Annotated in this window: 9 protein-coding genes; 3 read left to right on the top strand and 6 right to left on the bottom strand. The window is 58.1% G+C overall.

What is annotated here, in order from left to right; translation table 11 throughout:
- Positions 1 to 86: 86 nt before the first annotated feature.
- The gene (locus C8P63_RS08320; protein ID WP_108023110.1) at positions 87 to 2,210 is read right to left on the bottom strand and encodes an ATP-dependent helicase; all 2,124 of its coding nucleotides are present in this window, start codon (positions 2,208 to 2,210) and stop codon (positions 87 to 89) included.
- Positions 2,211 to 2,661: 451 nt separating this feature from the next.
- Here C8P63_RS08320 and C8P63_RS08315 point away from each other — a divergent pair, with 451 nt between their 5' ends.
- The 3 genes from C8P63_RS08315 to C8P63_RS08305 all read left to right on the top strand — a co-directional run bounded on the left by C8P63_RS08315 (position 2,662) and on the right by C8P63_RS08305 (position 6,197).
- Positions 2,662 to 3,849 (top strand): pyridoxal-phosphate-dependent aminotransferase family protein, encoded by a 1,188-nt coding sequence (locus tag C8P63_RS08315; protein WP_108023108.1) that lies wholly within the window; start codon positions 2,662 to 2,664, stop codon positions 3,847 to 3,849.
- Positions 3,803 to 5,383 carry a phosphoglycerate dehydrogenase gene (serA, locus tag C8P63_RS08310; protein WP_108023106.1) on the top strand — a complete coding sequence of 527 codons (1,581 nt, stop codon included), beginning with the start codon at positions 3,803 to 3,805 and terminating at the stop codon, positions 5,381 to 5,383. Before C8P63_RS08315 ends, serA begins: the two co-directional genes overlap by 47 nt.
- 112 nt (positions 5,384 to 5,495) lie before the next feature.
- Complete coding sequence (locus C8P63_RS08305; protein ID WP_108023104.1) at positions 5,496 to 6,197, top strand: SDR family oxidoreductase; 702 nt, start codon at positions 5,496 to 5,498, stop codon at positions 6,195 to 6,197.
- 37 nt (positions 6,198 to 6,234) lie between these two features.
- On the opposite strand, the gene C8P63_RS08300 is transcribed toward C8P63_RS08305, so the two are convergent.
- From C8P63_RS08300 to C8P63_RS08280, 5 genes are all read right to left on the bottom strand, one after another.
- The gene (locus C8P63_RS08300) at positions 6,235 to 8,040 is read right to left on the bottom strand and encodes an ATP-binding protein (RefSeq protein WP_425437271.1); all 1,806 of its coding nucleotides are present in this window, start codon (positions 8,038 to 8,040) and stop codon (positions 6,235 to 6,237) included.
- On the bottom strand, positions 8,037 to 8,753 hold the full coding sequence (locus tag C8P63_RS08295; protein WP_108023100.1) for a response regulator transcription factor: 717 nt from the start codon (positions 8,751 to 8,753) through the stop codon (positions 8,037 to 8,039). The genes C8P63_RS08300 and C8P63_RS08295 overlap by 4 nt, the downstream gene beginning before the upstream one ends.
- Positions 8,754 to 8,839: 86 nt before the next feature.
- Positions 8,840 to 10,042 carry a c-type cytochrome biogenesis protein CcsB gene (ccsB, locus tag C8P63_RS08290; protein WP_211308263.1) on the bottom strand — a complete coding sequence of 401 codons (1,203 nt, stop codon included), beginning with the start codon at positions 10,040 to 10,042 and terminating at the stop codon, positions 8,840 to 8,842.
- Positions 10,043 to 10,052: 10 nt separating this feature from the next.
- Positions 10,053 to 11,636, bottom strand: coding sequence for a cytochrome c biogenesis protein ResB (gene resB, locus C8P63_RS08285; RefSeq protein ID WP_108023096.1), 1,584 nt, complete (start codon positions 11,634 to 11,636; stop codon positions 10,053 to 10,055).
- Positions 11,637 to 11,777: 141 nt separating this feature from the next.
- On the bottom strand, positions 11,778 to 12,494 hold the full coding sequence (locus C8P63_RS08280; protein ID WP_108023094.1) for a pseudouridine synthase: 717 nt from the start codon (positions 12,492 to 12,494) through the stop codon (positions 11,778 to 11,780).
- Positions 12,495 to 13,101 lie beyond the last annotated feature (607 nt).

The raw sequence follows: 13,101 nt of genomic DNA, 5'->3' as shown, positions 1-13,101 counted from the left end.
CGCGCTTTCGGGTCGCCACCGAAAAAAACAACCCCGGATCCCCTCTGGTTGGGCCGGGGTTGTTTGTTGTGCTGAAAGGGCTTTTCTCATGATTCCTCCGTCCTTTTGAGGAGGCCCAGATGGCGGGACAGCTCGTAATGGAGTGTGCGCGTTTCCGTTTCAAAGCGGAGAGCCACCTTCCGACCGGGAGCCGTTCCATCGAGAGGGATGATCCCGGTCACCCGCCCTTCTCCCCAGCGGGTGTGTATCAGTTCGTCGCCGATCCTGACCGGCTCCTTTCGGTGACGCAACTGAGGCTGTTCCGGGTTCGGGCGGTTCCGGGGGATTTGTGAAGGCTCCGTTCTTTCGGGGGGCGGTTCTCCTCCCCGGTAACCCAGTTCCTTCAGGAACGGGGAAGGTCCAACCCGTCTGCCTTGTCGAGTCTGACTGACAGACAGGTGCAGTTCCCGGCGTGCCCTCGTCATCCCGACATAGAGAAGCCGCCTCTCCTCTTCCCATGCCCGGCTTTTCCATTTTTCCGGAACCTGAAGGCTCCGGCGGTGGGGGATCACCATGGCATGGAGCCCGATCAGAAAGACCCGGTCGAATTCCAACCCCTTGGACCGATGAAACGTCATCAGTCGGACCTGCGGATGTTCCGGTTTTTCCCGAACCCGCTGCTCCACGGTTTGAATATGGGAAAGAAGCGAGGCGGCGTCGGGGTGCCTCCGAACCGCCACGGAAAGTTCCTCCACCGGTTCCCTCAGGCTCGCCGGATCTTGGCCGAGATCCCGGGCCATGGAGGAGAGGAAATCGTCGTACCCGATGTTCCGCCGGATCCGCTCCACCGCCTCGGTCAAAGAAAGTTCCCGAAGCATGGCGACTTCCCGAACCATCCGTGACAGGTGTTTTTTTTGATACCCTTCCAGTCCTTCCAGTTCCGGCAGGCATTCCAGAAGGGACCGGCCGGTCTTCCGGGAGAGAAACCACAAACCGTCCATCCATTCATCCCCGAACAGGTACCGTTTCGGCCGGTTGATCACCCGGACAAGGGCATCCAGGTCATCGGGATTTTCCGCCAGCTTCAAGTAACTGAGCACGTCGACCACCTGCCAGCGCCGATAAAAGGCGGCATCCCCGGCAGCTACGCTGAAGGGGACGTTCTCCTGTACCAGGGCGTCGATCATGGCGCGTGCCTGAGTGGAGGTCCGATACAGCACCGCGGTCTCCTTCCCGTCCCGCAACGCTTCCAGGATGCAGCGGGCCTCCTCTTCTTCGTCGGCAGGTTCCATCCAAACGGGGGACTCCGATCCCCGCACCCCGACCCCTGTGAGCTCTTTCGGTTGGCGATGTCGGTTGTGGGCAATCAGGTGCTGTCCCGCCCGGATGATTTCCTCCGTCGACCGGTAGTTCGTCTTCAGGACGATCCGGCGGGCATCGGGAAACGAACGGACCAGCTCCAGCATGTAGCCGGGATCGCTCCCCCGAAACCCGTAAATGGACTGATCATCGTCTCCCACCACGAAAAGCCGGCCTTCCGGGGGGAGGAGAAGACGGATGCATTCCCACTGAACCCGGTTGATGTCCTGGAATTCATCGACCAAAATATGTAAGTATCGATTCCGGAACGAATGGGATCCCGGTCGCCGCAAAAGTCGGTAAAACTGAATCAAAATATCGTCGTAATCCCACACCCGCCGATCTTCCTTCAGACGCTCGTAGGCATGGAACAAGTCCCGAAACGCGATGTTCTTCTCCTTCCGGACGTTCATCCGCTCCGGCAACATCAGATGGTTCTTGCAATATCCGATCTGTCCGAGAAAGCCGGAAACCGCATCTTCATCCCACGGCCGCTTTTTTTCCGCCAACAGTTCCCGCAACATGCCGGCCTGCTCCCCTTCCCCGATGAGTCGGGGAACCGGAATTCCTGACTCACGGAGGAGGCGGAGAAAGACGGAGTGAAATGTTCCGATGGTCAGGTCGCGGGCCGCGGCGGTATGAAAGGCCAGTCTCTCTTTCATTTCCCGAGCCGCCGCCCGGGTGAAGGTCACCACCAGAATCCGCCCGCCTGTCACCCCCTGCTGAAGAAGCCAGGCCGCCCGGCTCGTCAACACCGTGGTTTTCCCGCTTCCAGGGCCCGCGAAAACCGCCACGGCCTTCCCTTCCGCGGTAACCGCCTCCCGCTGCTCCCGGTTGAGACGGGATAAATCCACGTCCTTCACCGTTGGCATCCACACCCTCCTTTCTCCCCTCGATCCCGGTTTCGGCACATGGCCATGGTATCACAACCGGTTGATCTTTTGGACTTGTTTTTGGATTCCACCTGTTGACACTCTTGCTTCACCGTGTTAGAGTAATTACATCTTTTGCGGAAATACTCCTAAATCACGGACAATGACGGAGCCAAGTTGCGGAAAAAAGGAACTGCAGAGAACCGATGGTCGCTGCGAATCGGTGTTCCTGCCGTGACGGAGCACTCCCGAGTCATCCGGCTGAACCCTGAAGTAGGCCGGATCGGCGGACCGTTATCCCCCGGGTCGATTCGACCCGTTGAGGCCCCGAACCGTGAGGTCGGGGTAAATGAGGGTGGCAACACGGCCTTTCGTCCCTCGCTGTCTTGGCGGCAGTGTGCGGATGAAAGGCCTTTCTTCATAGGAAGAGGAGAAAAGGAGGACAGAAACCATGCTAAAAGACAAATACCGTCTTCAGATCCCGGGGCCGACCCCCATCCCGCCCCGGGTGCAGCTCGCCATGTCCCGCCCGATGATCGGTCACCGTGATCCCGACTGTTCCCGACTGGTTCGGGAAGTCAGCCGCCGCCTCGGTCCCGTCTTCGGCACCCAAAACCCCGTTCTGCTCTTGACGGGAAGCGGCACCTCCGCCCTGGAAGCGGCCGCCGCCAATCTTCTTGCCGAGGGAGAAGAAGCAGCGGTGGTGGTCACCGGCGCCTTCGGCGACCGCTTCGCCAACATCTTGAATTCCATGCGGGTGAAGGTTCACCGGTTGGATGTCGAATGGGGAAAGGCCTGCCATCCGGAGCAACTGGACGCATTTCTGGAACAACATCCCCGGGTGAAAGCCGTCTTCCTCACGTTTTGCGAAACGTCGACCGGCGTGCTCAACCCCATCCGCGAATTGGTCGGGCGGGTGCGGGAACGGACACAGGCGCTCACCGTCGTGGACGGGGTCAGTTGCGTGGGTGGCGTCCCCGCCGAAGCCGACAGATGGGGGATCGATATCCTCGTAGCCGGCTCGCAAAAAGCCCTTATGCTCCCTCCCGGACTCGCCTTCGCGGCGGTGAGCGACCGGGCCTGGAATGCGATGGAAACCAATCCGCACCCCCGCTTCTACCTGGACCTTTCCAACTATCGAAAGAGCCTGGAGAAGGACACCACCCCCAACACGCCGGCGGTTTCCCTGTTGTTCGGTCTGAAAGAAGTTCTCGACATGCTGGATGAAGAAGGGATGGAAACCGTCTTTTCCCGTCACCGTCTGATGATGGAAATGACCCGGGCCGGCATCCGGGCTCTCGACCTGGAACTCCTGACCGAAGACCGGGATGCCTCTCCCACCGTGACCGCCGTGAAGGGCGGAAAGACCTGGTCCTCCGAAGACCTCCGGAAAGAATTGCGCCGTCTGGGTCTTCGGGTCGCCGGCGGACAACAGCACCTGAAGGGAAAGATCTTCCGGATCGGACACATGGGCTACGCCGATCCCTTGGATGTGCTGACCACCCTGTCGGCATTGGAAGTGGCGCTGGCCCGCATCGGTGCTCCGGTGGAGACCGGAGCCGGAACCCAAGCAGCGGAGGAGGAATGGATTCGTGTTTCGCGTGCTGATCACCGATCCGTTAAGCAGACAGGGAACTGAACAATTGTTAAATGCCCCGGATGTGGAAGTGGTCCAAAAAACGGATCTGAAAAAAGAAGAACTGCTGGTTGAAGTCGCCGACGCCGATGCCTTGATCGTCCGCAGTCAGACCCAGGTGACTGCGGATGTGATCCAGGCGGCCCGCAAGCTGAAAGCGATCGGCCGGGCCGGAGTCGGCGTGGACAACATCGATGTCCCCGCTGCCACAGCCCGCGGGATCGTCGTGGTCAACGCCCCCGACGGCAACACGATCTCCACCGCGGAGCATACCTTTGCCATGCTGATCTCCCTCGCCCGGAACATTCCTCAAAGCTACCAGTCGATCATCCGGGGAGAATGGAAACGAAAAGACTACGTCGGCGTGGAGCTGAACAACAAAACCCTGGGCATCCTCGGTCTCGGCCGAATCGGGGCAGAGCTGGCCAAGCGGGCCCGGGCATTCCACATGAACGTGGTGGCCTTTGATCCCTACCTGACCGAAGAACGGGCGGAGAAGGTCGGGGTCCGTAAAGCCACCATGGACGAAGTGATCCGCAGCTCCGACTTCATCACGGTCCATACCCCGCTCACCAAGGAAACGCGGCACCTGATCGATGCCGGCGCTTTCGCCCGAATGAAGGACGGAGTTCGCGTGCTCAACTGCGCCCGGGGAGGAATCATTGACGAAAGGGCGCTCTATGACGCCATCCAAACCGGAAAAGTCGCCGGGGCCGCCCTCGATGTATTCGAGACGGAACCGCCGGGTCAACACCCGCTCTTCTCGCTGCCCCAGGTGATCGCCACCCCTCACCTGGGCGCTTCCACCCGGGAAGCCCAGCAGAATGTAGCCGTGGACGTATCCGAAGAAATTCTTCATATCCTGAGAGATGAACCCTTTAAAAACGCGGTCAATCTCCCGTCCATTCCGGCGGAACTCCAGGAAAAGCTGCGCCCCTATCAAACACTGGCGGAAAAACTGGGCCGGTTCGCCATTCAGACGGCCGAGGGAGCTTTGGAAGAGATCACAATCACCGTTTCCGGCGAGCTGACCGAAATGGATACCGCCCCCCTCAGCCGGATCATCCTCAAGGGCGCTCTTTCCCACTACCTGTCCGACGTCAACTATGTCAGCGCCCCCTATCTGGCACGGGAACGGGGCGTGAAAGTGACCGAACAGAAAGTCTCCCGCAGTCACGGCTTCACCCACCTGATCCATGTGGGAATCCGGACCGACGCGAAAGAGACCCTGGTCTCCGGCACTCTGTTGAACGGCCTGGGACCCCGGATCGTCAAAATCGACCAATATTCGGTGGATGTCCAGCCCGACGGTCATCTGCTCCTGATCCATCACCACGACCGCCCTGGCGCCATCGGCCGGGTGGGCACCATTCTGGGCAACCACGATGTCAATATCGCCACCATGCAGGTGGGACGGAAAGATATCGGCGGCCGGGCCATCATGATGCTCCATGTGGACAAACCGATCTCCGAGGAATTGCTGAAAACCTTGGAGGAACTGGACGAAATCCAAAATGTGACGGCGATCGATCTGTAAACGCCGCCTGCCGGCCTCACCGGTGGATTTTTCATCACGGGACCGAAGGTTGACCCCCGGCCTTTTCGGGTAAAGTGACAGGGGAAGTTTGCATATCAAAGGAGGTTGGTTCATGGCGGATCTGAAGGGAAAAACGGCCATTGTCACCGGAGCCAGCAAAGGACTGGGCGCCGCTGTGGCCCGGCGTTTTGCCGAGGGCGGAGCCAAGGTGGCCATCGGGGCCCGAAGCGGGGATAAGCTGGAAGCGTTGGCGAAAGAATACCCCGGTCACATCCTCCCCGTTCCCTGTGACATCACCCAGGCCGATCAAGTGAAAGAGCTGGTGGATCGATCCGTCGACCGGTTCGGACGCCTGGACATTTTGGTGAACAATGCCGGAGTGGGGCGGTTCGACCCTGTCCGGGACCTGTCGGTGGAGGACTGGGACCGGATGATGGACGTCAACCTGAGGGGCGCCTTCCTCGCCTCCAAATACGCCATCCCCCACTTGGTAAAGACCAAAGGGCACATCGTCAACGTCTCCAGTGTCGCCGGAACCGTGACTTTTCCCGGCGGAGGTGGATACTGCGCCTCCAAATTTGGAATGATGGCCCTGGCCGACGTTCTGACCCAGGAGTTGAAAAAAGATGAAGTCAAGGTGAACACCATCTGTCCCGGCTCCATCCAAACGGAATTCTTCGAGAATCCCAAATCCTACGCCCTTACCGCGGAACAGGTGACCCAGGCCATCTGGAACATGGTCACGGCCCCCGAAGGTGTCATCTACAACCAAGTGATCCTCCGGCCCCAAGTCCCGCCCGGGATGCAGAAATAAATAACAAAGCGTCTCCCTCTCCCGGGAGACGCTTATTTCATTCCGGTTCCTGCCGGTCGGCGGGTCCTTCCAGGGGAAGTTGCACCAGGAAGCGGGTGCCTTCCCCTTCTTTACTTTTGGCGGTGACGGAACCGTTGTGAGCTTCCACAATGTGGCGGACAATCGCAAGTCCCAGCCCGGTTCCGCTCTGGCCCCGGGTGCGGGCTTTGTCCGCCTTGTAGAACCGCTCGAAGATGAAGGGAAGGTCTTCTTCAGGAATCCCACTGCCGGTATCCTCCACGGTCAGCAGCACCGATTGATCCCCCGGGGCTGCTGAGATCATCACTCGACCCCCTTCCGGGGTGTGCCGGATCGCGTTGTCCGTCAGGTTGGTCAGCACCTGTTCCACTTTGTCTTCGTCCCACCAGGCGCTGTCCAGGTCGTCGGAAATATCGAGAACCATCTCCACCCCCTGTTCCCGGGCGATGGCATGAAATTTACGTCCCACCCGGCGAACCAGTTCGGCAATGTTCACCCGCGCGGGTTCGAGACGGATGTGTCCTGCTTCCATCCGGGCCAGGTCCAACAGTTCCCGGACCAGTCGGCCCATCCGGAGGGATTCATCATGAATGACCCGGGCCAATTCCCGCTGGTCTTCCGGAGAGGAGGCGATATCATCCACCAAGGCCTCCGAGTATCCCTGCAGCATGGACAGCGGTGTCCGCAGTTCATGGGAAACATTGGCCACGAAGTCCTTGCGCAGTTTGTCCATCCGGCGTTCTTCGGTCACATCCCGGAGGACGGCCACCGCTCCCCGCACCTGATTCCGGGCGTAAAGGGGAGCCATGACCAGAGCCCAGGTGCGACCGTGGACGTTGATGTCACCGAACACCTCTTTCTCCTCTTTCAACACTTGAGGGAGATACCGGTCCAGCTGGGGAGGGAGATCCGGGTCGCCCTCTTCTTCCCGCCACTCTTTCAGCAATTTTTCCGCGGGAGGGTTGGTGACGATCACCTGCCCTTCGGCGTTCATGGTGATCACTCCGTCGGCCATGCTCCGGAGGATGCTGGCCAGCTGTTCTTTTTCCTGGGAAAGGGCGTGGACCGACCCCTCCAACTGGGCGGCCATCCGATTGAAGGCTGCGGACAGATCACCGATTTCATCCCGTTCATGGGAGCGGACGGGGACCCGTGCAGAAAACTGACCCTTCGCCATCCGTTCGGCTGCCCGTTTCATCTGGATCAGGGGTTGGGTAATCCGTGTCGACAGGAAGAAAGCAAAAATCGTCGTCAGAAAGATACCGATGAGGGCCGAGAAAAAGATCAGCTTTTTGATTTCCTTTTCGGAGAGCTGCCCCTGAGTCCGATACATCACCACCGCTCCGGTGACTTTTTCCCCTTTTTGGATGGGAAGGGCCACCATCATCACTTCATCCTTGAACAGGGGAAAGGACGCTTTCCCCTCATCCTCCACAATCACCCGGGTTCGGAGGGACTGGGGGGTGCCCTGGAAGACCCGTTTCATCTCCGTTTGTTCCAGAATATCCTGCCAGGGAATATCGGGAACGTTGGGGGAAGTCCCCATCGGCTTAACCGAGCCGTCGGGTCCCAGCACGATGGTATAGGTTTCATACAGTTCCGCCACCTTTAAAACCGAGCGGAGGTATTCCGCCCGGTCCTTGCTTTCCGGCTGCTCCAGGACTTCCCGGACCTGGCCGGCCAGCTCTTTCATATTGTCCAGTTCCGCCTGATAATAGGCCGAGATGATCTGATCCATCAAAAACAGGCTCAGCACCAGCAACACGAGGGTGACCAAACCGATGATCGTCAACCACAGCTTGCCGACGACACTCCGCCAGATCACTCTTTCGGCACCTCGAGTTTGTAACCCACTCCCCATACGGTATGGATCATCGCCGCCGCTTTCGGGGAAGCCCGGTTCAGTTTTTCCCGGAGCCGTTTGATGTGGGTGTCCACCGTGCGCAGATCCCCGAAGAACTCGTAGTTCCATACGTCCTTCAGAAGTTGCTCCCGGGTGAACACCTTATCCGGAGAAGAGGCCAAGTAATAAAGGAGTTCGTATTCCTTGGGCGTGAGTGACACTTCCACCCCTCCGGCCCTCACTTCATGGGCATCGTGATCGATGGTGAGGTCGGGAAAAACAATCACGTTGTGGGTATCCGTCTCCGTCGACAAAAACGCCGTGGCGGACGCCCGCCTCAGAACCGCCTTCACCCGGTGAACCAGTTCCCGGGGGCTGAAAGGTTTGGTGACATAATCGTCCGTTCCGGCTTCAAAGCCTTCCACCCGATTTCCTTCTTCCCCCCGGGCCGTCAGCATAATCACCGGAGTGGCCTTGTGGTTGCGGATCTCCCGGCATACATCCAAGCCGTCCATGCCTGGAAGCATCAAATCCAAAAGAATGAGATCATAGTCCTCTTCCATCGCTTTTCTCAACGCGATATCGCCGTCTTCCGCTTCGTCGATCTCGTAACCTTCCCGTTCCAGATACATTCGGAGCAGGCGGCGAATCCGGGCTTCGTCATCCACAACCAGGATTCGTTCCTGTTTTTCCACGCGATTCACCTCTCTGGCGAAACCGAAGATGGGTAGTCCTTACCTATATCATACCATATTCTGCATGGTTCTTAATCACGCGTACATCACGCGTACGAATGCAGACCCGCAATCACGAGGTTGATGGCGATCAGGTTGATGAGGATCACCACGAAACCGCCCACCGCCATCCAGGAAGATTTCAGACCGTGCCATCCACGGGAGAGCCTGAGATGGAGATAAGCGCTGTAGAACAGCCAGGTGATGAGCGCCCAGGTCTCTTTGGGGTCCCAACCCCAGAAACGGCCCCAGGCTTCATGGGCCCAGATCATGGCAAAGATCAGCCCGCCCAGGGTGAAAATGGGATATCCGATGGCGATGGCCCGGTAGCTGATCTCATCCACCGTTTCCAGATGGAGGGATTTCACCAACGGGTGGAGGATTTCATACACCCGTTTACGGAGGATCCCCCGAAGGAGCCCATACAGAAGAAGGCCGGATAAAACGGACCAAATGACCGAGTTCAGCTTCTTGGCCGCCTCCTCCCCTTTCATCCAGGAGGGGGCTTCCATGAGAGGTTCTTTCCACCCGAGAAAAGAATCCGCTTGCAGAGTGACTCCTTCATGAGGCCCCACGAACGCGGGCATCCGGTATTCCTGTACCACCATCCGTCCTTCAAAATTATGCTGGAAGGCGGCCTGGTAATCCATGGCTCCAAAGATGAAGGAGCTCAGGACAAAACCGACCACCATCAAGATGATGGCCAGGATCACTTCCAGCCAGGTGGCGGTGGCCGAATGCGGGTTTTCCCCGACCCAGCGGATCAGATAGATCAATCCGGCCACAAACCCGACGGCAAGGGCCCCTTCCCCCAGCGCCACGGTGGTGACATGGATATGAAGCCAGTAACTTTGCAGGGCCGGAATCAATGGCTCCACATCGCGGGGAAAAACCGAAGCATAAGCCAGCATGATCACGCCCAGGGGCATGACGAAGGCCCCCAGCGTGATCGTCCGGTAGATCAAATAAAGGATGATGAAGGAGGAAACGATCGCAAAGCACAAAAATGCCGTGAACTCAAACAGGTTGCTGGTGAAATGCCCTCCCACCAGCACCCGGCTCACGATAAACAGCACGTGAAGCGCCACCCCTCCGATTGCCAGAGCGATCCCCCGGCGTCCCCAGAGACGGGTGTGCACTTCTTTACCCGCACGGGATCCCTTCCCGGTCACCGCCATCACAAAGGCGACAGTGGACAAGAGGTAAAAGAAAAAGGTGGCCAGGAGGGAATATTCCATGACCTTGATCATATTGATCCTCCTAACGTTTCTCCAGACTGAAGGAAAGTGGCAGCTCCGCCTTTTCGGCAGCCTGCTCCAGCTCTCTTCTCAAGCCGAACCAGTTCTTGTTGGTATGAGCACCGATGTAAAGGTTTCCTTCCTTCCAGCGGACCCAGACCCTGCGATGGTGCCAGAAAAAGCCCATCACGAGCCCGATCATGGAAATGATCCCGCCCAGAAAGATCACCGGCAGGCTTTTGTCGATGCGAACCATCAACCCGGAGACATTGACCGTTTCCAGTTTTTTCAGCTCCATCTCATACCGGTTTTCCCGGTTGATGTCATCCAGGTTGGCTCCCGAGATCAACCACGACTTTTCGGGTTGTTTGAGTCCGGGGGCATCCACCGAGAAGATGAAGGCGGGCCGGTTGGGGTTTTCGGACTTGGTCGCGGGCCGGTTCCCTTCCATCACAAAGTCGGGAAAGTAATTCAAAATGTTGACCTTCACCCCGCCGTTCAGTTTGTACTCCGGTTTGGGGTCGAAGAGATCCACCCGGATCGTGTCCACCACCCGGTCTTTCTTCTTGTCCTTCACGTTGAGAAGGATGGCCCGGGTTTCGGTGTTGAAGTCGGCCTGAAACAGTTGGAGATCTTCGTGTTCCAGGGGGTGGTTGACCCTGATGGACCCCCGGGTAACCTCCTTCAACGTTCCGGTTTCCCTGTCCTTTTCATAGAGTACTGCCCGCGTTTCGTACTTTTTCACCACAGGCTGACGGTTCTCCGAGGACGGGGGCATTTCCCCGGGATCGTACAGTTCCATGGAGGCCTTCTCGTTTTTGACGTAGTAGTTCAATCCGGGAAGCTTTTCGGTCTCCCCCTCCCGGACGAACACCGATTCGTCCAGATACCAGCCCGGAATCAGGTGACGCATCAGCACACCGAAAAGAAAAAGGATCAGACCGATATGATTGATGTAAGGCCCCCAACGGCTGAAACGCCCTTTCTCCGCCAGGATGGAATCCCCTTCCCGGCGAATGCGGTATTGCTTCGCACTCAGATTCTCCGCCAGGCGATCCAGGAGGGCCTCCTTTTCTCCAACGGAAACCGGTTCCGTCCGGGTCACCCGCTGGCGTGTGATGAAGACCGGGCTTTTGGTTACTTTTTGGTTCTTCAACGCATGGTACAGGGGAACCACCCGGTCCAGACTGCAAACCACCAGCGAAATGCCGATGGCAGCCAATAGCGCAATATACACCGGCGACTCGTAAAGGTTTGACAGACCGAAACGGTAAAATAAGTCCCCCCAAACACCGTACTTCTGAGCATAATAAATTTCCGGCCGGTTGGAAGGAATGGATTGTTCCTGGGGAAGAAGCGTGCCCAAAATGGAGATCACCAGCGTGATCAGGATCATCCATATGGCGACTTTCACCGAGGAAAAGAAATTCCATACCCGGTCAAACAGGGTGGTGTTCCGCGTCTGGGAACGCCGGGCCCTTCCCTCGTAACGCATCTCCAAAGGTGGGTCGGAGCGGCCGCTTTCGTCCAGGGGCTTCCCGCAGTACTCGCATAAAACCGTACCCACGGGGTTATTGTGTCCGCAATCGCATTTGGTATTTTCCATCGTTTCACCCCCGTCTCGGTAACCGACTCCAGCAAGGTTCCGTCTTGGCTGTAAGAGGCGCAATCTCTTCGTTCTATTATAACGCCACGGTCCACGCCCGTCAGAGCCGCTGTATGAAGATTGTTTGAAAGGTGGGGAGAATCAGCGTGGGAAAAGCTTCTTCAGCCGGACGACTTCCTCCGCGGTCAACTCCCGGTATTGTCCCGGTTTCAATCGTTCCAACGTCAGAAAGGCCAGCCGGATTCGGGTGAGCTGGATCACCGGATGACCCACCGCCTCGCACATGCGTCGGACCTGGCGGTTGCGCCCTTCATGAAGGATCAATTCCAGGAGGGCCTGTCCACGGAAAATCCGGACGAGCCTCGCCTTGGCGGGAGCGGTCCGGCCGTCGGAGAGCATGACGCCTTTCCTCAACTGTTCCAAGGCTTCGGACCCGGGAACCCCTTTCACCCGGGCCCGGTACACTTTATCCACCTCATGCCGGGGATGGGCCAGACGGTTGGCCATGTCCCCGTCATTGGTCAAAAGCAACACCCCCCCGGTGTCGTAATCGAGACGCCCCACCGGATAAACCCGCTCCTTTACTTCCCGGAAATAATCCGCCACCGTGGGCCTTCCTTGGGGGTCGGACATGCTGGTGATCACCCCTTGGGGTTTATGGAAAAGGAAATACCGTTTTCGCTCGGGATGCACAGAGCGGCCTTCCACCTCGATCCGGTCCCAATCCGGATCCACCTTGAAACCCAGCTCCGTCACGGTCTCCCCGTTCACGCGAACCTTTCCTGTCCGGATCAGATCCTCGCATTTGCGTCGGGAGGCCACACCCGCCCGGGCCATCACTTTTTGCAACCGTTCCATGTTTTCACCTCATTGACATCTTATCCATCCGGCGCTGGCGATACAAGCAGCGGACCCGATTCTTCACCAAAAAGAAAAACCCCCGGCGGCGAACGAGAGACCGGGAGCGGAGCGACCCAGGCAAGACTAGAAGCGTTGTGATTGAATGTTCGTTTCGAGAAATGGGGAAGCGTTTACCCAAAATAGCGACTTTGCTGTTCTGCCCGGCGGAGAATCAGCCCGCAAGGGCGTTCAGGGGCAAAAGCTTCTCTGTGTTGCATCCGAAGGCATTTGCCCCTGCCCGCAGCAGGATGATTCGGAGCGGACAGTGTCTCCATCTCAGCAGGACAGCATAGCGAGACCGGGGAGCGAAGCGACCCCAGGCGAGACTTGTGCTCTGTGAGTGCATAGCGAAACCGGGGAGCGAAGCGACCCAGGCGAGTCTTGTGCTCTGTGTATGCAGCCGGAGCGGTTTTGGGTAAATGCTGCCGCTCACTTTTTCACAACGCTTCTAGTACTGCTTTGAGATTTATAGCTAAGTCGCAAAAAGTTGTCGAAGAAAGTCGGAAGAACAGGTGAGGACCAAGATCACCATTCGCTGAACCCGCTGCAACCTCCAGCGCCAAGC

It is taken from the genome of Melghirimyces profundicolus, assembly GCF_003054245.1.
Lineage (GTDB): Bacteria > Bacillota > Bacilli > Thermoactinomycetales > DSM-45169 > Melghirimyces > Melghirimyces profundicolus.
The sequence above is the reverse complement of the archived record's forward strand: the minus strand, read 5'-3'. Positions and strand labels throughout refer to the sequence as shown.